Genomic DNA, 18,189 nt, shown 5'->3' with positions numbered 1-18,189 from the left:
AAGATCCGGACCATAGGCGGACCAGACTCTGCCACCCCCTGGATAACCCGCGCATTCACACAGGTCATGAGCGCGGAAATCCTGTACCACCAGCAGACGAAGAACCTGCTGGCACTTGACCGCGGAGTTACGAACGCAGCGGGGGAAGTGACCTACGGCAGTTGCCAGTCCACCGGCTGCGCGCCCTGCCGCAGCAGCAGGTCGTTAGCCCTGCTGAACGGACGGGAACCGAAGAACCCCCGGTCCGCCGACATCGGAGACGGATGAGCCGACTCGATCGCCGGAAGATCCCCCAGCAACGGCCGCAGATTGCGCGCGTCACGCCCCCACAGGATCGACACCAGCGGCTTCCCCCGCCCGGCCAGCGCCCGGATCGCCTGCTCGGTGACCTCCTCCCAGCCCTTGCCCCGATGCGCCGCCGGCTTACGAGGAGCCGTCGTCAACGCCCTGTTCAGCAACAGCACACCCTGCTGTGTCCACGGCGTCAGATCACCGTTCGACGGCCTCGGCAGCCCCAGATCGGTGTTCAGCTCCCGGAAGATGTTCTCCAGGCTCCCCGGCAGCGACCGCACCTCGGGAGACACCGCGAAACTCAGCCCGATCGCCATCCCCGGTGTCGGATAGGGATCCTGACCGACGATCAGGATACGGACGTCGTCGAAGGGCTGCTGAAACGCCCTCAGGACGTTCGCGCCGGACGGCAGATACGTACGGCCCGCCGCTATCTCCGCCCGCAGGAAGTCCCCCATCGCCGCGATACGTCCGGCCACCGGCTCAAGGGCCTTCGCCCAGCCCGGCTCAACAAGTTCATGCAAAGGTCGTGGCGCCACGCCGCGTCACTCTACTGCCACACACAGACGCCCCGAACACACGGGGACTCCCCGCACCAAGACCGTCCCACAGGCGCTACTCTTCCTCCCCATCGAGATCTTCCAACCGGTCCAGCAGATCACGCAGCCGGTCACCAAGGAGGAGGGGAGCTTGTTCCGCCCAGTGCTCAAGCCACTCCGCCACCGTCATCATCCTCGGCCCGCCCTTCGCACCCGATACACAGATCCCGAAACTCCCGCACACGCGGTAGGGCTGTCGTTCTCGGTGGCGCCGGAGGTGCGTCCGCTGCCCGGCAGTCTGATCAACATCTTCCGGGAGCTGAACACCGATCTGGGGCTGGGCCAGCCCTCGAACGGCGACCTCACGCCCTGGACCCGGCAGGGGGTGCTGCTGCTCAACAGGGCGCTGACCACCGCGCCGCGCAAGCCGGGCGCGCACCGGGGCAAGGGCTGGGAGGAGGTCACCGAGCAGGCGATACGGGCGCTGGCGGCGCGCGGGAAGCCGCTGGTGTCGATCCTGTGGGGCAATGACGCGCGCAATCTGCGTCCGCTGCTCGGCGATCTGCCGTCGGTGGAGTCCGCGCATCCGTCGCCGTACTCGGCCGACCGCGGGTTCTTCGGTTCCCGGCCGTTCAGCAGGGCCAACGACCTGCTGGTCCGGCAGGGCGGACAGCCGGTGGACTGGCGCCTGCCATGACCGCCGCGCCGGGCGACCGCAGCTTCCTCGCCGTCGACTCGGGCGGCTCGGGACTGCGGGTCGCCGTCGGCGACGGCACGGGGAGCGGGCCGCTGGGCCTGCGTGAGTCGGCGGTGCCGGTGCGCACCGGGGAGCGGGGCATCGACGCCGGGCATCTGATGCGACAACTGGTGCCCATGGTGCGGGAGTTGGCCGCCGAGAACGGGGTCACCCGGGTGGCCGCGGCCGTTGTCGGCGCCGCCGGGCTCGCGAGCCTGGGCGACGCCCTGCGAGCCGAGCTGCCCGGCGCCCTGGCGCGGGAGTTCGGGGTGCGGACGCTGGCGCTCGCTGCCGACGCCGTGACGGCGTACGCGGGCGCCCTCGGGCCGCGGCCGGGTGCCGTGGTCGCGGCGGGCACAGGGCTGATCGCGGTCGGCACCGACATGACGCGCTGGCGGCGTGCGGACGGCTGGGGTCATCTGCTGGGCGACTGCGGCGGCGGGGCGTGGATCGGCCGGGCCGGTCTCGAGGCGGCGCTGCGCGCCCACGACGGGCGGGACGGCGGCTCCGCCGTGCTGCTGGCGCGCGCCGAGGAGCGGTTCGGGCCGGTGTCGGGGCTGCCCGGGAAGCTGTATCCGCGCCCCGACCGTGCCGCCGTACTGGCGTCGTTCGCGCCCGAGGTGGCCGGGGCCGCCCCGGGCGACCCGGTCGCGGCCGGCATCCTGCGCATGGCGGCCCGTCACATCGCCGACTCGGCCGCCGCGGTGTGCCCTGACGACGGCACGCCCCGACTGGCCGTCACCGGCGGTCTGGTCAAGCTGGGCGAGGCTCTCCTCGTGCCGCTGGGGGAGGCACTGGCCCTGCGGCTGCCGCACGCGCGGCGGGTCGCGGCGGAGGGCGACGCGCTGCACGGCGCGGTGCGTATCGCGGGCGACCTGGCGTCCGGCACGCTCGCGCTGCCGATGGACGAGAACATGCTGAACGTCATCACCACGCAGGAAATCACCGTAAAGAGGGATTGACCGGGCAGTGGTGTCGCGACCCGGCAGACCGGAATCGTATGCCGATCAGTTCCTGATCCGTGCGTAACTCATCAGACAAAACAGGACGGATACCGCTCACCTGACCCCTCCCCGAACAGAGAAGCCCAGGAAACCAGTAACATGCGGCGCCATGAGCTCCCCCACTGGGCCCGCGTCCGGCCTGCCAGTACGAATGCCGCGACCCCGCCAGCCCGGACGGCACCGCCGCCCCGAACCGCTGGTGGCTCCCGAGGGCGCGCCCGCGCTCGTCCTCGCGGTGCCAGGCGCGCCCAGCGCCACCACACGTGGCCTCGCCGAGGAGGTCGTGAGCATCGCCCGCTCCGAGCTGCCCGGCCTGGACGCGCGCATCGCCTACCTCGACGGTGACGATGCGGAGTACCCCACGCTCCAGGCCATCCTGACGCACGCCGCCGAGGAGCGCACCGCCCGCTACGAGCGTGCCGTCGCCGCCGGTGTGGCCGTGAAGGAGCCCGAGGGCCCCGTCGCCGTGGTCGTGCCGCTGCTCGCCGGACCGGACAACGCGCTGCTGCGCCGGGTCCGACAGGCCGTCATGGACAGCCGTATCGCGGCCGAGCTGACCGATGTCCTCGGGCCGCACCCGCTGCTCGCCGAGGCGCTGCACGTCCGGCTGTCCGAGGCCGGTCTGGCCCGCGCCGACCGCGCCCGTCTGTTCACCGTGGCGACCGCCGCGGACGGCATCATCCTGGCGTCCGTCGGCGGCGACGAGGCGGTGCAGGCCGCCGGGATCACCGGCATGTTGCTCGCCGCGCGCCTGGCCGTGCCGGTGATGGCGGCGGCCCTGGACGAGGACGGTTCGATCTCCTCCGTCGCCGAGCAACTGCGCAACTCGGGCTCGCAGCAGCTGGCCCTGGCGCCGTACCTGATCGGCCCCGAGATCGAGCCGGGTCTGCTGGAGGCGGCGGCCGCGGAGGTGGACTGCGCCACGGCCGAGCCCCTCGGCCCGTACCCGGCGATCGGCAAGCTCGCCCTGGCCAAGTACACGTCGGCCCTGGGCATCGCCCAGCCCCAGGGCACGCCGACCCACTGACGGCGGCCACACCGGACCTGGCAGGACGACAGGACGGAACCCTGCGAAGGGCCCGCCCCCACGGTTGGGGGACGGGCCCTTCGCAGTGCCTGGCGTGCCCGACCGCACGGCCCCACGGGGACCACCGTAGGGGCGGCCGTGCGGAGGCCGCCCAGGGACCGCCCGGGGTCGGCATATGGACCCGTCCGACGCAATCCCGCAGACCGCTCCCGCGGGCCATTCAAGACGCCGACCGGCACGGAAGACTGGCACGACCGTGTGGCGAAGCGCTGGTGCACCTCGCCGACCCGTGCACCCGCTGTACCCGAGCCGCCCGCAGGCGGCGCCCGGACGGGCCGTGGGCCGCGTCAGCGCGAGCGGTGGGCCCCGCTCAGCGCGAGCCATGGCACGGGCCGTAGCGCGGAGCGCAAGGCTCCGGTGTGTTTCAGCCGAAGTTCAGCCGAAGACCACGCACGACGCCGCGGTCACGCGGACCGAACCGCCGCGGCGGGGAATCCCGGTGTGCGGGTCGACCGCGAACCAGGTCACGTCGCCGGAGCGCTCGTTGGCGGCGTACAGGAAGCCGCCCGACGCGGCGAGCGCACGCGGCCAGCGGCCCCCGCAGGGCTCCGTGGCGACCAGCCGCAGGTCCTCTCCCCGGGCCTCCCCCTCCCCCGCCACGTCGAACACCGACAGCACGTCCGCGCCGCGCGTGGCGGTCCACACGAAGCGGCCGTCGGACGAGACGACGATGCCCGACGGATAGGCGTCACCGACCGGAGCCCCCGGCAGCACCGATGTCTCGGTCAGGGGCTGCAGCGCGCCGCTCACGGCGTCCCAGCGGCACACGGTGACGGTCGGGGTCAGCTCGTTGACCACGTACGCATACCGGCCGTTCGGGTGAAAGGCCAGATGGCGGGGTCCGGAGCCGGGGCGCAGGGCGAACTCCCGGTGCAGGGCGAGGGCCCCGCTCGCCAGCGTGCACACCCGTACGGAATCGGTGCCGAGATCGACGCTGACGACCCAGCGGCCACTGGGATCGGGCTGCACGTGGTGGGCGTGCGGACCGCGCTGCCGCGGGGTGTGCAGCCCCGAGCCGGTGTGGCGCAGCCGTCCGGACGGGACGGGCGCGAGGGTGCCGTCGGCGCCGACGGGCACGGCGGTGACGCTGCCGCAGCCGTAGTTGGCGGTCAGTACGTGCCCGTCGAAGAGGCTGAGGTGGGTGGGCCCGCCGCCGACGGGCACCGGGCGCCCGGTGAGCCGGGGTGCGCCACCGGTGACGCGGTACGCGGCCACCGTGCCCTCGGACGTCTCGCTCACCGCGTAGAGCATGTCCCCGCCCGGGGCGAGGGCCAGATACGACGGATCGGGCACACCGTCCGCACTGCCCAGCAGGCGCAGCGCACCGCTGTCCGGATCGACGGCGGCCGCGACGACACCCGGGCCGCCCGCCGCCGTGAACGACCCGATGAACGCCCGCCCCGTACCGCCGCCCGCCAATGCCGTCCCCTTTCGGTCCGCAAGGGGTGCGGACAAAGCCCTCGTCGGACCGGACACGGCACGCGTCCGGTCCGGAGCCCGCACCGTCGGGGTGACGCTAGCAGCCACCCCACGGAGGTCTAGACCAAGCCGGGAAACTCGCCGACACTGCCGTCGATCTCTGTCGAACGGCCGCTCGGGCAGGGCGCCCGGCCCGACGAGAGCAGTGTTCCGGGCGCGCTGAACGGAAAGGCGCCGTAAAGTTCGCGGGCGCCATCGACCGGGCCACGACCGGGTCGCCGGGCTCAGTGGCCCAGACAGCGCCCGATTGGCGGAGCCACTGGCGTGGCAAAGTCCGGGCACAGTCCTGGGTGGCCCTGTCGGCGGCTCCCGGAGGGCATTTCGTACGGTCGGCGCGGCGCGTGGCCGTTGGTAGAGTCGGTGAAGATCATCCAGCCAGGAAGGCACCGGATCGTCATGGCCGTGGACGAGTTCGACACCCGCATTCTGCGTCTGCTGCTGGAGCAGCCGCGCACCAGCGTGCGGGAGTACGCCCGGGTCCTCGGCGTCGCCAGGGGCACCCTCCAGGCCCGGCTCGACCGTCTGGAGCGGGACGGTGTGATCACCGGCACGGCGCCGACGCTGGCCCCCGCCGCGCTCGGCCACCCGGTGCTGGCGTTCGTGCACGTCGAGGTCGCCCAGGGCCATCTGGACGACGTAGGCGACGCTCTGGCGGCCGTACCGGAGATCGTGGAGGCGCACTCGATCACGGGTGGCGGCGATCTGCTCACCCGGGTCGTGGCACGCGACAACGCGCACCTGGAGGATGTGCTCCAGAAACTGATCAACGTGCCCGGAGTGGTCCGCACCCGCACCCAGGTGGCCCTGCGCGAGCGCGTCCCGTACCGGATGCTGCCGCTGGTGAAGTCGCTGGCCCGCACGGTCCGCAACTGACCCGCGGCGGCGCCGCGCCGCCACGGGCGGAGTACACCTACGACGCCCCTTTCGACGCCTACGAACCGCGGCGTGGCCTGCCCCGCTTGGCCCCCGACGGCTTCCGCCCCCCGGACCTCGGCTGGTGCGCCTGCTTCGACTTTCCGGCGGGCTTCGCGGCAGCGGGCTTCTCACGCCCCCCGGTGGCCTGGGCGGCAGCCGCCCGCCCCCGGGTGCTGTTGACGGTGCGGCCACGGACCACGCCGATGAAGTCGTCCACCAGGTCGGTCGTCGCGGCCTCGGGCCAGGACAGGGCGACGCCCGACTGGGGGGCGTCGGTCACCGGCCGGTAGGTGAGATCGCGGCGGTGGTGGAGCCGGGCCAGCGACTGGGGAACGACCAGCAGGCCCACCCCGGCCGCGACCAGTTCGACGGCGTCGGCGGTGGTGGCGGGGCGCTCGAAGGCGGGCAGGCCGGGCGGGCGCTCCCAGTCGAACACGTCGTCCAGGGGGTGGAGGACCACGTCGTCGGCCAGGTCGGCCACGGTGACCTCGTCCGCGGCGGTCACCACATGGTCCTTGGGGACCACGACCACGGTGGTCTCGGTGTAGAGGGGGATCGCGCTGAAGACCGTACGGTCGACCGGCAGCCTCACGATCGCTGCGTCCGCCCCGCCGCCGCGCAGCACGTCGCACGCCTCGGCGGCCGGCACGGCGACCAGGTCGAGGGGGACGTCGGGGAAACGCTCGGTCCAGATCCGCACCCACTTGCCGGGGGTCGTACCGGGGACGTACGCGAGCCGGAAGAAGGGGGAGGCCGCCGAACTGGTCATCCCGCCAGGTTACCCGGCGTGTTCACGACCCCGGTCAGTTGCCCGGCCCGGGCGGGCTCACTGCCGTGGTCGGCCGGCATGCAGGCGGCCGGTGGTGCGGACGGCCCGTGGGCGACCGGTGGTGCGAAGGGCCCGGACGGCGTTGCGGATAGTCTGGACACCATGAAGTCGCACCAGACCGCCCAGACGATGAAGCCCGCCACGGCGGCGAAGAAGCTGGGCGTGTACCTCCCCGCCACCCCCGCCGAGTTCCAGGAGGGCGTGGTCTCGCGCACCGAACTGAACGGGCTCCAGACCGATCCCCCGGAGTGGCTGCGCGAACTGCGACGCACCGGACCGCACCCCCGCCCGGTCGTGGCGGCCAGGCTGGGCGTGTCCATCGCCGGTCTCGCCCGCGGCGGGATCACGGAGGCACTGACCACCGAGCAGATCGAGGCCCTCAGGAACGAGCGCCCGGAGTGGCTGGAGAAGGAGCAGGCCACACAGGCCGAGGTGCGTAAGGAGACCGCACGCGTCAAGCAGAAGAACGCAGAAGAAGCCGAGAAGGCTGCAAAGGCCGAGAGGGCTGTGAAGGCGGAGAAGGACGCGAAGGGCGGCAGGGCGCGAGCCTGACCGTTCGCCTCTGTCGTCCGCACGCGCGTGGTCATCGGCCGCACGCGCGCGCAGTGCTCGATCCGGTCGGTCCGGCCGCACGCGCGCGTGGTCGTGGCGCCGTGCGGGCCGCCGCTCCCCCGTGTCGGCGGCCCGCGCGGAACCCGACGGTCCAGGGCATGTCCGAGCACGCCCCCGGGCCTGATTGCAGTCTGGGTCAGGGACAAGGGCACGCGATATGCGTACAACTGCGTACGCGGGCGCGCTGTGGGCAGCACGAACACGGACGGGCTGTCGGCGCCCGGGCACGGCGTGTGCAGGGACGGACGGTGACAGGACGTGGGTGACCCCTACGAACGGATGCTGTCAGTGGCCGTCGCAGCGCTGCACGAACGGGACCCGGAGCACCTGTGGCCGCTGGTCGCCGAGGTCCTGCCGGGTGTGTGCGGGGGCGGCAGCCTGGTCTACAAACTGGACGACTGGGACGAGCGCCAGGGCACCGTCGGCGCGTCACCCGGCGTCGCCGCGGAGGTCGAACGGCTCGGCGGCGAGGGGATGGGGGTCCTGCGCGCGGGTTACCCCTTCGCCGGGCACTACGCGGCGCGCCGCGACCGGGCACCGGTGACAGCACGCCAGGTGGCCGGCCGCGCTTGGTCCGGCAGCCGTACCGCACGTCTGCTGGGCGAGGCCCTCGACGCCGATCACATCCTCGGCATCCCCGTGCCCGGCTCGCGCGCGCCCGTCACCGGCTGCATGGTCCACCGCTCGGGGGTTGACTTCACCGAGGACCACATCAGGATCGCCGGACGCCTTCAGCCGCTGCTCGCCGCGGTCGAGGAACAGCGGCAGTTGCTGCGGCGGCTGCGGACGGGCCGGAGCCCCGCCGGGGCGGCCCCGGAGGCGGTGGCCGCGGACTGCGCCCTGACGCCCCGGGAGACCGCCGTTCTGCTCCTGCTCACCGACGCCCTGACCGCCACCGCGATGGGCCGCCGCCTGGGGATCTCGGACCGTACTGTGCACAAGCACGTCGAGAACATCTACCGCAAGCTCGGCACCCGCGACCGCATCAGCACGGTGCTGCGTGCCCAGCAGCTCGGGCTGGTGCCCACGCCCGTCCACGCCGTAGCACTCGTAACTCCCCAGGGCGCACCGTGACGCCCGGTGGCATCCAGTGACGCCCGGTGGCACCCGGAAAAACCACATGCGTCGATCCACCCGTTGTCGGGATCATGCCGGAATGAGCAACCGCCTCGAACCGCTGATCGTCCGTCACACCCGCCGTGTTCCCGCGCCCTCCGGGCCGTCGGGGCAAGGCGATGTCGCGGCACGGCAGTTCGACGCCGCGCTGATGTCGGTGGGCTTCAAACTCTCGGCCGAACTGCTGGCCCGGCTGTCCGGGCTGTCCGAGGGCACGGTCGTCGACACCGCGGTACGCACCCTGCGCACCGTCCGTGAAATGGCCGGCGACCATGTGCGGCACAACGTGTACTTCGTCGATTTCCCCGCCAATGTGCCTGCTACGTTCGACTTCTGGACGAGCTGCCTCGCCGAGGCCCTGGCCGACGCGTCGTCCCGCGACACCGTCCTGGCCGGGCTGCGAGCCGGCGTGCTCGACCTGCTCACGCTGCCGTCCTACGGCACCTATCAGCACACGTACGACGAGCTGATCGCTGCGGCGGGCGACCGTATGACCGTGCTGCATCTCGGCGCCGACCTGGACACCGAGGTCACCGCGCTCTATCTGGCCCTCGCAGGAAGCACCACTCCGCTCGGCGAGGACGGACTGCGCGATCTGCTCTCCCTCGCCGAGCACTGCGCCGAGGGCCCGCAGCCCGAGTCGGTCCCGGTGCGGGAGAACCTCGCCGTCGTCAACCTGGCCCGGCTGTATCTGGAGAAGGACCTGCTGCTGGACACCGTCACCGACGTACTGCGGCTGGCGTGCGCGGTCTCGGGCGGCGATGTGACCCTCCAGGAGCCGACCCGGTTCGGCACACTGCCCCGCCCGGTGCGGCGCGCCCTGCTGGCGGGCCTCGACGCGGTGGTCGCCGCGGCACCGGCCAAGCTCGCCGACGTCCATGCCCACCGGGAGCCGTGGAAGCGGCTCGGGGAGCGCCTGCACCCGCACGAGTACCCGCGATGGCCGCATGCCGCCGAGGTGTTCGCCGTGGCCCGCGGCGAGAAGACCGCCCGGTCGTTGGAGAGCCGGGTGGAGGAACTGCTCGCGGCGCGCGATGTGTCCGGGGCGGCGGAACTCCTGAGGTCCGCTCCCGGCAGACTGCTGCGCGCCCTGGACCGGCTGCTGCGCACGGCGCGCACGCAGGAGGATCGGGACGCCGTGGTGGCCGCCGTCGAGGCGGTCGCCCCCTCCGTGTCCGGCCGGGTCGTGCTGTCGGTGCGCGAGCACCTCCACAACCGGGGCGGGACGGCCGTGCACGGCCACGGTGCTGCCGCCTTCCGTGGCCGGACGTCCGTCCGCCACCTGAAGCCGGCTCGCCGGGCCGGGCACCCTTCCGTGCCCCGCCGGGTGTTCGTCAATCGCCTCGGCCGCGCCTGGGTCACCCCCGACGTGCGCCCCCGGATACCGGGGGCGGAGCGGGAGCGGCTGATCGGCGCACTCGACGCCGAGGTGCTCCGCCGGCTCCCCGTCACCGGGCGCCTGCTGGTGGACCCGGACGTCCTGGACGTGGCGCTTCCGCTCTCCGGCAAGGCGGTCTCGGCCGGGCTCGGGGTGCTGCCGCGCGGCTCCGTCACCCCGGTGGACGGCGAACTGCTGCGGTTCTTCGTGTACTGGCGGCAGACGAGCGAACGGACCGACTTCGACCTGTCCGCACTGATGCTGGACGCCGGGTACCGGACGGTGTCGTGGCTGTCGTACACCAGCCTCTCCGATGTCGGCGGTGTGCACTCCGGCGACATCACCGACGCGCCGGACGGGGCTTCGGAGTTCATCGAGCTGCGGCTCGGCAAGGTGCGCGGCGCGTTCATCGTGCCGCAGGTCGACATCTACTCGGGTGAGGGCTTCGAGGAGGTCGCGGAGTCCTTCTTCGGGTTCATGCTGCGCGAGACCGAGCAGCGAGGCCGTCCGTTCGAGCCGCGTACCGTGCGCATGAAATCGGAGCTGCGCGGTCCGGGCCGGGTGGCGCTGCCGCTGGCGTTCCGGCGCGGGGCGGGCGGGCGGTGGCAGGCCGAGTGGCTGCATCTGTATCTGAAGGGGCACCCGACGGCCAATCAGGTCGAGGGGAACCGGGTGTCGGTGGCGACGCTGCTGCGGGGTATCACCGAGCGGGATCATCTGACGGTCCGCTATCTCGTCGGTCTGATGACCGGGGGCGCTGTCGAGTCCGCGCTCTGGGACGGCGCGTCGGTGCCCGAGGAGCCGGTCACGTACATCGGTCTGGAGCGTCCCGAGGGGCTGCACCCGCAGTCCAGGGTCTTCACCCCGGAAAATCTGCGCGACCTGATCCCCGCCTGACTGCTAACGTCGGATCAACAGCGAGGCCATGAGGGGGCTTCCTTCTCCAACCTCCTTGAATCTAGTCCTCACGCTCTCCTCGCCGCCGACTCGAGGCCCGGGACGCCGTACGGTGTCCCGGGCCTCTTCATGTCTCCGACCTGGGATTTCGAGAGTCCCCCGGCGCCTGTACGTCCTTGTGGGGACGACGTGTTCACCCTTCCGAGGACCCGTTGTCAGTGGGGTCCTCTACAGTTCCCGTCACTTGATCAAAGCAATGCGTCAAAGCAGTGCGGGGAGGCACAAATGGGGTGGGTGTCGGCCGGCGACTACGAGGTCGCCCTCGACGACGGCAAGGTGGTGTGCCGCAACGGCGCGGGCAGGCTGCTGAAGTCCGTACCGAAGAAACTGGCGGACGATCCCGCGGTGGTGGGACTGCGTCAGCTCACCCAGTGGCTCGAGCGGCACGAACGCGAGTGCCTGGCCGATGTGGAGCGGTGGATGGTGCGCTCGCTGCCGGTGCCGCTCGCGGTCGTCACCCGGGTGTGGCCGGACCCCGCATGGCAGTCCGCGCTGCGTGACCTGGTCGTCACCGGGGAGGACGGAGAGGTCGCCGGGTTCCTTCGGGACGCCGATCCCGAGCGCGGGCTCGGTCTCGTCGACCTGGACGGCGACACCGTACGCATCAGCCCCGGCCTGGTCCGGCTGCCGCACCCCGTGCTCCTCGACGACCTGGAGGAACTGCGGGAGTTCGCCGTGGAGCTCGGCGTCGAGCAGAACGCGCGGCAGTTGTTCCGCGAGGTGTGGCACCGGCCCGCCACGCTCGACGCGGAGGCCACCGAGGTCGCCGAGTACGCGGGCGGTTCGTTCAAGCAGCTGCGCTTCCTGCACGGCAGGGCGAGCCAGCTCGGCTACCGGGTGCGCGGCGGACACGCCGTCTGCCCGGTGGTGGAGGACGGCCGCACGGTCGAGGCCCGCGTCTGGGTCGGCGACTACGACGGCTACGAGGAGACCGAGACCGGCGCGCTGATGTGGGCGGACGTCAGGGGCCGGGCACTGACGCTCGGCACGATCGGGCCGGTGGCCTGGTCTGAGGGGATGCGCATGGCGGCCGCGCTGTACGCCGGGCGCGACATCGAGGACGAGGAGCGGGCGGCATGACCACGTACGACGACACCACGGCCGCCGCGCTGCTCGACGCGGGCGCGGTTCTGCCCCCGGGCTCGACCGACCGCGAGGACGCGGACACCGTCACCGCCCGCACGTACACGCACCCGGCCCTGGACGGCCGGCGGGTGGTCCGGCTGGTGCCGGGCACTCTCGGCGAGGCCGAGGACCTCGCCCTGGGCTACCTCGGGCTGGCCCGCGAACCGGAGGCGCCCGAGGTGGGGCAGATCCGCAAGGAGACCCTCGGATTCCCGGCCTGGGCGCTGGTCAACGACCCGGCGAACGGCCACCACGCACTGGCCCTCGTCCAGGACGTCGAACGGCTCGCCCGAATGGCCTGGTCCCGGCCGGGAGCCGCCAAGGACGGCTTCGAGGAGCTCGGCGAACGCCTGGGCCGTGCCGTGCCGCACTTCCTGCCCACCTTCTACGAGGAGGCCGCCCGGATCTTCCTCCAGCAGAAGAACACGACGTACGCGGCGGCGTTCTTCGGCAAGGCCCGTGCGGCCGAACGGGTGCACGCCCTCACCGTGGACGAGGAACGTCAGAGGGCGGTGTTCCTGGAGTTCGCCTTCGCCGGGGCGCTCACCGTCAAGGCGCTGAAGGAGTATGTGAAGGACCTGGCGCTGAGGCTCGAACCCGCCGCGGCGTGGGCGCAGTTCCGGCAGCTGACCGTGGAGCGCTGCGCGGCCGGGATGGCGCCGTACGCCTCACTGCCGCAGGACGCGCGGGCGCTGCTCAAGGCCGCCGGTCTGGACCGGGTGACCGAGGAGTGCGCACTGCTGGCCGAACTGATCGCCTCGCCCGCCGTCGTCCGGGCCCCGGGGTCGTTCTGGACGGCCTACCGTGCCACGCTCACCGTCCTCGCCGAGCGTGAACCGGCAGTCCGGGCGCGGCTGCTGGAGATCATGCCGTCCGGGCTGGGCCATCGCGTCGAGGACGACGAGTTCTGGCTGGCCCTGCTGGCGGAGACCGGCGCCGACCGGCTGCTGACCGGCGATGATCTGCCGGCCGGGCAGGAGGTCGACGCGGCGAACTGGCTGAGCTGCTGGTCCGTCCACCGCAAGTACGGCAGTGCGCTGTCCGCGCGCTCGGAGGCGACGCTCGCCCTCGTGGCGCGGATGGCCCCGAAGCTGCGGGCGGACGGCCACCCCGTGGACCTCTTCTCCGGCCGCTGGTACACGGGCGCCGAGCTCGACCTGCTGGACCTCACCGCCGCCGAGGGCGTGCCGCTCACGGTGCCGGAGGGCGGCGGCGACCTGCCCCTCGAACGGTGGCTGAACGACACCCGCCCCGGGCGGCGCGACCTGGCCGGCGTGGCCGCCGATCCCCGGCTGCGGCCCCTGCTGCACCGGGCCCTGGACGACCTGGGCCACCGCACGAATCCGAAGCTGCTGACCGCCCTGACCGCGCTGCCCGCGCTCGGTGACGTCCTGCGCGAGTGGCTGGACGAGCGGGCCGGGGATTTCACCCGAGCGGCGGGGCTCCCCGGGGCACGCACGGCGCTCTCCCGGATGAAGGCGTTCCGTGCGGTGGCGGCGCAGGTCAACCCGGCGGCGGTGGCCCGGGTCGCCGAGCACGAGCTCGCGCCGCTGCTGGGCCGTACGCTGCGCTCCGGCATCGCCGACGAGCTGGGCTGGCCCGCGCTCGACGAGGCGCTGCGGCTGCTCGACACGGAGACGAAGCCGGGCGAGGACGCCTCGGTGACCGTCACCGAGGCATGGCCCGCGCTGATCGTCTCGCGGCGGCACAAGGCGGTCGTGGTCGGTCCGGACGCTGTGCTGCTCGTGCACGACCTGCGGCTGCCCGGCGGTCCGGGTGACCACCCGCACGCACACTTCCGTTACGTCGACGGGGACCTGCTGGTGGTGTGGCGCGACGGCAGACAGCAGTCCGGTTACTGGTCCAGCCGGCCCGCGCAGGTGTTCACCGTAGGGGGCGAGCAGTTGCCGTACTGGTACGGCGGCGGTGTCACCACCCCCTCGATCCCGCTGCCCGGCGGCGGCCGTGCCACCGGCGGGCGCACCCTGCACGCCGGGGACACGGTGCTGCCGCCCAGCCGGACCGTCCTCGGTGACGGCACCGGCTACTGGCGCCAGGGCAAGCAGGGCCGGCGGCAGGTGTGGCTCGAGTACGACCCGGCCACCGGCACGCACGGCCGGGCCTCACTGCCCGCGTTCCTGGGATCGGCGGTCCGCGAGGACGCGGCCCTGGTCCAGGACCACTGCGAGGTGCTGCCCCTTCAGCCGGGTCTGGAGAACAGCCCGTTCGGCACCGACGGGACGGTCCTGGGCCGCTGGGTGCGCAGGGAGGGCGAGGAGTTCCACGGGGCGACGACCTGCGGTACCCCGGACGGCCGCACGGTCGTGCTGGCGCGGGACCGGGACCACCGGCACGGCGTTCCGCTCGGCGCGCTGCGGCTGCCCGGGGGCGCCGAGCCCGTCACCGTCCGGTTCGGCCGGCAGGTCGCGCTGTTCACGCCCGACGACACCTCCGCCGCCGGTGAACTCGGCCGGGTGACACCGGGCGAGGCGGGGGGCGGCTTCGCCGCGGGCACCCGGCTGGTGCCGCCGCTCGCCTTCTGGCACGCGCTGCGGCCGCGCGACGAGCGGATCTCCGCCGTCCTGCGCGGGCTGACGGACGAGCGGGTGACCGAGGTCCTGGAGGCCACGGCCGCCGCCCTGGCCGAACATCAGGCGAAGCTCGCCGATGCCGGTGGCGACGGCTCCGCCGAGGACACGGACGAGCCGGGCGTCCCGCCCGCGGAGGAGGTCGTCCGGCTCGCCGTGTCCGGGGCGATGCCGGAGCTCACCGACGAGCGGATCCGCGCGGGGGTCGCCGCCCTCGTGCGGGAGGCGCTGCGTCTTCTCGCGTCGGCCGCCGAGTTCGTGGCGCCGCCCGCCGGGCCCGCCGAGACGGAGCGAACCGACCGCCGCCGCACCCACGGCATGTTCGCCGACTACAGCCCCGAGCACGGTGACGACGCCACGCTGCGGCAGGCCACCACCGGTCTCGCCCACCACGCGGGCTGGTGGGGCGGCGGCCGGCAGTGGAACGCGCTGCGCCAGATCCGCGCCGTCAACCACGTGCTGTCCGGGCAGCCCGCGGATGGCAGGCCGCTGCCCGGCGCGGGGAGGCTTGCCGCGCTCGGCGACGCCTGGGTCAGCGACGAGTACACCGTCCCCGCCATCAGCATGCGGTGGCCGCCCACACTGTCCGTGCTCAGGCCGCTTGCCTACCGGGCCACCGCACCCGACGTCCCGGAAGCCGAACGGGAGGCGCTGCTCCTGCTGTTCGAGGCGATCGCCGAGGGACCGCTGGCCGCGCCGGAGGGCGCGCTGCGCGAGATCGTGCTCAGCGAGCCGCACATCAAGCAGGACCGGGCCGGTCAGGTGCTGCGCCGCGGCGGGCGCACGATGATCGTGCTGGGCCGCCAGACGTACGTCGCAGCGCAGGAGCGCATCCACTGGCTCGCTCTGGACCACGATCCGTCGGGCGGGTTCGGCGCGATAGCCCACTTCACCCTGGAGTCCGAGACCCGGCGCACGGCCGCGTTCCCTGCGGGCGGGCTCGCCGCCGTCACCCGGCTGATCCGGGACAAGGGCGCCGCCCCCTGGCGGCCCGACGCGCCCGCCGCGCTCACCGCCGCCACGAACGGCGGGGTGGGCCCGGCGCAGGCGGCGCTGCTGCTCATCGGCCGTCCGCACCAGCCGGGCGCCGCGGAACTCGCGACGATCGGGCTGAAGCCCCGTCAGCGGGAGCTGGCGGAAGGGATGCTGGCGGCGCTCGACCCTGAGGACCGGGCCGCGCTCGTCGGGGCGCTGCTGCCCGCGGACGCCGCCGACCTGTGGACGGCCGGTGCGGACACGGCGGCCGCGGGACGGGTGTGGGCCGAGCGGCTCGGCTCCCTGGTGCGGCTGCCCGAGGACATGGCCGCCTCACTCACCGGGGCGTCCGTCGCCGCCGCCGAGGCCGTGCTCAACCCGGCGCGCACCCCGTGGCTGAGCCGCACCACGGTCCAACGCCCCGACAAGGACGGCAACCTGGTCGCGGAGGACCCCGCCGCCGTGCCCTCCCGGTCCGATCTGACCGGCGCCGTCGAGGCACTGGCCGCGCTCGCCTACACCCTGCCCCACGGGCACTCCCTGCGCACCGCGCTGCCGGCCGGTCTGGAGGCGCTGCGGCGCCGCATGGCCGACCCGGAGCTGCTGCTCGATCTCGACATCGAGTGGTCCGACCGGAGCCGCTCGACGGCCTCCGAACTGCGCACGGCGTACGGGCTGCCCGCCACGGGCGGCGCCGACACGCAGGGCAACACGCACGCCGGTGACGCCCTCGTGCTGCGCCACTGGTACTCCGACATGGAGACCGTGCTGCTCCGTCCGGCCGCGCTCACCGGGCCGGACGACGCGGTGTTCGGGCTCCTCGAAGGCATCGTCGGCCCCGCCCGCAGCGGCGGACTGCGGGCGCTGCGGGCAGTCCTCGGGAAGGACCTGGAAGGCGCCCTCGCGGCCGAGGACGGCACCTTCACCGGGCACGCCCAGGACCCGGCCCTCAGTGTCCCCGGCCTGGTCACCGAGGTCGCCGCCGCTCAGGGACTGAGCGAGGACGCGGCGGCGCTCTATCTGATGCTGCTGGCGCTTCCCGACCCCACGGACCGCAACTGCGCCCAATGGACGGGCTGGAAGCCCACCCGCATGAAAAAGGCGCGCGCCGCACTCGCCGCGTCCGGACTGGTCGTCGAGGCCAAGCGGGCACGTGCCGGGCGCAGCCTCTTCCTGCCCTGCGGCTGGCTCGACCTCAAGGCGCCCGCGCTGCCGGTGGAGCTGTGGAAACAGGGGCTCTACCCGGTCCACGACCGGACGCGCACGGTGCCGCCGGTCGCGGTGCCCGACCTGTTCGCCCGCGCCTGGGACCGGGTGCGCTCGGGCGACGCGCCCGCCTACGAAGAACTCACCACCGGCGCCACCCGGAAGGGCCGCAGCAAGCGATGACCAGCACTCTCTCCAACCCCCCGGCCCGTCAGATCGTCCCGCCCGAGGAGCGGTTCGCCGCTGAACTGGCCTTTCTCGCCGCGTACGACGACGGGCCGCGGCCGCCCGCCTGGCGGCTCACTCCGCGCGCGGTCGTCACCTTCGTGATGGGCAGCGGCGGCCGCGCGCTGCGGCTGCCCGACGGCGCCGAGGTGCCCGACGGGGTGCCGCGCCGGCTGACGGTCGAGGGCAAGTTCGTCGGCGACCGCGCCCTGGTCGAGCGGTGTGTCGTCACGCTCGCCGGTGAGCGCGGCCTGCTGCTCGTCGGTGAGCCCGGCACCGCCAAGTCCATGCTCTCCGAGCTTCTGTCCGCCGCGGTGTGCGGCACCAGCGGGCTGGTCGTGCAGGGCACCGCGGGCACCACGGAGGACCAGCTCAAGTACGGCTGGAACTACGCGCTGCTGCTGGCGCAGGGCCCGAGTACCACGGCGCTGGTGCCCTCGCCGGTGCTGACCGCCATGCGGCGGGGCGGTATCGCCCGTGTCGAGGAGGTCACCCGCTGTCTGCCCGAGGTGCAGGACTCGCTGGTGTCGTTGCTGTCCGAGCGGCGTATCGCCGTGCCCGAACTGGCCGGCACCGACGACGCCCTCGCGCACTCCGCACCCGGTTTCAACCTCATCGCCACGGCCAACCTGCGCGACAAGGGCGTCTCGGAGATGTCCGCCGCGCTCAAGCGGCGCTTCAACTTCGAGACGGTCGGCCCGATCCCGGACCTGGAGGCGGAGACCGCGCTGGTGCGCAGCCAGGCGCGGGCCGCTGTGGAGCGTGCCGGGGCGGCCTTCCGGGTCGACGACGCCGTCCTGGAGGCCCTGGTCACCGCGTTCCGTGATCTGCGGGAGGGCCGGTCGGCGGAGGGCTGGGAGGTGGAGCGGCCGTCCACCGTGATGTCCACCGCGGAGGCGGTGTCGGTCGCGGGCGCGCTGGGGCTCGCCGCGGCGTACTTCCCCGGAGACCGGGATGTCCTGGGTCTTCTGCCCGGCCATCTGCTGGGTGTGGTCCGCAAGGACGACCCGGCGGACGCGGCCCGGCTGCGCGGCTACTGGGACGGTCCCGTGCGGCGCCGTGCCGAGGAGGGCTCCGCCACCTGGCGCACCTTGTGGGACCTGCGCACGGTCCTGGAGGGCTGACCA

Annotated in this window: 12 protein-coding genes and 1 pseudogene; 10 read left to right on the top strand and 3 right to left on the bottom strand. The window is 73.4% G+C overall.

The window, feature by feature from the left end:
- Positions 1-152 precede the first annotated feature (152 nt).
- Complete coding sequence (locus ACSYGN_RS35190) at positions 153-830, bottom strand: uracil-DNA glycosylase (RefSeq protein ID WP_460402939.1); 678 nt, start codon at positions 828-830, stop codon at positions 153-155.
- A 232-nt stretch (positions 831-1,062) separates the two neighbouring features.
- Between ACSYGN_RS35190 and ACSYGN_RS35185 the strand changes: the two are divergent.
- The 3 genes and pseudogenes from ACSYGN_RS35185 to ACSYGN_RS35175 form a co-directional block, all read left to right on the top strand.
- Positions 1,063-1,527, top strand: a pseudogene (locus tag ACSYGN_RS35185) (uracil-DNA glycosylase); the annotation flags it as partial.
- Positions 1,524-2,528 (top strand): N-acetylglucosamine kinase, encoded by a 1,005-nt coding sequence (locus tag ACSYGN_RS35180; protein ID WP_460402937.1) that lies wholly within the window; start codon positions 1,524-1,526, stop codon positions 2,526-2,528. The pseudogene ACSYGN_RS35185 and the gene ACSYGN_RS35180, both read left to right, overlap by 4 nt.
- Positions 2,529-2,679: 151 nt before the next feature.
- Positions 2,680-3,597, top strand: coding sequence for a sirohydrochlorin chelatase (locus tag ACSYGN_RS35175; RefSeq protein WP_460402935.1), 918 nt, complete (start codon positions 2,680-2,682; stop codon positions 3,595-3,597).
- A gap of 435 nt (positions 3,598-4,032) precedes the next feature.
- Here ACSYGN_RS35175 and ACSYGN_RS35170 read toward each other — a convergent pair whose 3' ends face one another.
- A complete protein-coding gene (locus ACSYGN_RS35170; protein ID WP_460402933.1) occupies positions 4,033-5,076 on the bottom strand; it encodes a lactonase family protein in 1,044 nt (347 codons plus the stop codon).
- Positions 5,077-5,532: 456 nt separating this feature from the next.
- Here ACSYGN_RS35170 and ACSYGN_RS35165 point away from each other — a divergent pair, with 456 nt between their 5' ends.
- Positions 5,533-6,009: an Lrp/AsnC family transcriptional regulator gene (locus ACSYGN_RS35165; protein ID WP_460402931.1), complete on the top strand. Its 477-nt coding sequence runs from the start codon at positions 5,533-5,535 to the stop codon at positions 6,007-6,009.
- Between the two features lie 58 nt (positions 6,010-6,067).
- On the opposite strand, the gene ACSYGN_RS35160 is transcribed toward ACSYGN_RS35165, so the two are convergent.
- The gene (locus ACSYGN_RS35160) at positions 6,068-6,820 is read right to left on the bottom strand and encodes a LysR substrate-binding domain-containing protein (RefSeq protein ID WP_460402929.1); all 753 of its coding nucleotides are present in this window, start codon (positions 6,818-6,820) and stop codon (positions 6,068-6,070) included.
- A gap of 162 nt (positions 6,821-6,982) precedes the next feature.
- Between ACSYGN_RS35160 and ACSYGN_RS35155 the strand changes: the two genes are divergently transcribed.
- The 6 genes from ACSYGN_RS35155 to ACSYGN_RS35130 all read left to right on the top strand — a co-directional run bounded on the left by ACSYGN_RS35155 (position 6,983) and on the right by ACSYGN_RS35130 (position 18,186).
- On the top strand, positions 6,983-7,432 hold the full coding sequence (locus ACSYGN_RS35155; protein ID WP_460402927.1) for a DUF5997 family protein: 450 nt from the start codon (positions 6,983-6,985) through the stop codon (positions 7,430-7,432).
- A 339-nt stretch (positions 7,433-7,771) separates the two neighbouring features.
- Positions 7,772-8,566 (top strand): helix-turn-helix transcriptional regulator, encoded by a 795-nt coding sequence (locus ACSYGN_RS35150; RefSeq protein WP_460403931.1) that lies wholly within the window; start codon positions 7,772-7,774, stop codon positions 8,564-8,566.
- An 82-nt stretch (positions 8,567-8,648) separates the two neighbouring features.
- Entirely contained in the window at positions 8,649-10,883 is a 2,235-nt protein-coding gene (locus tag ACSYGN_RS35145) for a TerD family protein (RefSeq protein WP_460402925.1), read from the top strand.
- Between the two features lie 285 nt (positions 10,884-11,168).
- Positions 11,169-12,023 (top strand): DUF4132 domain-containing protein, encoded by an 855-nt coding sequence (locus ACSYGN_RS35140; protein WP_460402923.1) that lies wholly within the window; start codon positions 11,169-11,171, stop codon positions 12,021-12,023.
- A complete protein-coding gene (locus ACSYGN_RS35135; protein WP_460402921.1) occupies positions 12,020-17,020 on the top strand; it encodes a hypothetical protein in 5,001 nt (1,666 codons plus the stop codon). The genes ACSYGN_RS35140 and ACSYGN_RS35135 overlap by 4 nt, the downstream gene beginning before the upstream one ends.
- Positions 17,017-18,186: an ATP-binding protein gene (locus ACSYGN_RS35130; RefSeq protein ID WP_460402919.1), complete on the top strand. Its 1,170-nt coding sequence runs from the start codon at positions 17,017-17,019 to the stop codon at positions 18,184-18,186. The genes ACSYGN_RS35135 and ACSYGN_RS35130 overlap by 4 nt, the downstream gene beginning before the upstream one ends.
- Positions 18,187-18,189: the final 3 nt, after the last annotated feature.

The sequence above is a fragment of the Streptomyces sp. YIM S03343 genome, assembly GCF_054729195.1.
Note: the sequence above shows the minus strand (reverse complement) of the source record. Positions and strands in the feature narration are given on the sequence as shown.

Coding starts and splice junctions, on each gene's coding strand:
- ACSYGN_RS35180 (WP_460402937.1), top strand. CDS start 1,524: ATGACCGCCGCGCCGGGCGACCGCAGCTTCCTCGCCGTCGACTCGGGC.
- ACSYGN_RS35175 (WP_460402935.1), top strand. CDS start 2,680: ATGAGCTCCCCCACTGGGCCCGCGTCCGGCCTGCCAGTACGAATGCCG.
- ACSYGN_RS35165 (WP_460402931.1), top strand. CDS start 5,533: ATGGCCGTGGACGAGTTCGACACCCGCATTCTGCGTCTGCTGCTGGAG.
- ACSYGN_RS35160 (WP_460402929.1), bottom strand. CDS start 6,820: ATGACCAGTTCGGCGGCCTCCCCCTTCTTCCGGCTCGCGTACGTCCCC.
- ACSYGN_RS35155 (WP_460402927.1), top strand. CDS start 6,983: ATGAAGTCGCACCAGACCGCCCAGACGATGAAGCCCGCCACGGCGGCG.
- ACSYGN_RS35150 (WP_460403931.1), top strand. CDS start 7,772: ATGCTGTCAGTGGCCGTCGCAGCGCTGCACGAACGGGACCCGGAGCAC.
- ACSYGN_RS35145 (WP_460402925.1), top strand. CDS start 8,649: ATGAGCAACCGCCTCGAACCGCTGATCGTCCGTCACACCCGCCGTGTT.
- ACSYGN_RS35140 (WP_460402923.1), top strand. CDS start 11,169: ATGGGGTGGGTGTCGGCCGGCGACTACGAGGTCGCCCTCGACGACGGC.
- ACSYGN_RS35135 (WP_460402921.1), top strand. CDS start 12,020: ATGACCACGTACGACGACACCACGGCCGCCGCGCTGCTCGACGCGGGC.
- ACSYGN_RS35130 (WP_460402919.1), top strand. CDS start 17,017: ATGACCAGCACTCTCTCCAACCCCCCGGCCCGTCAGATCGTCCCGCCC.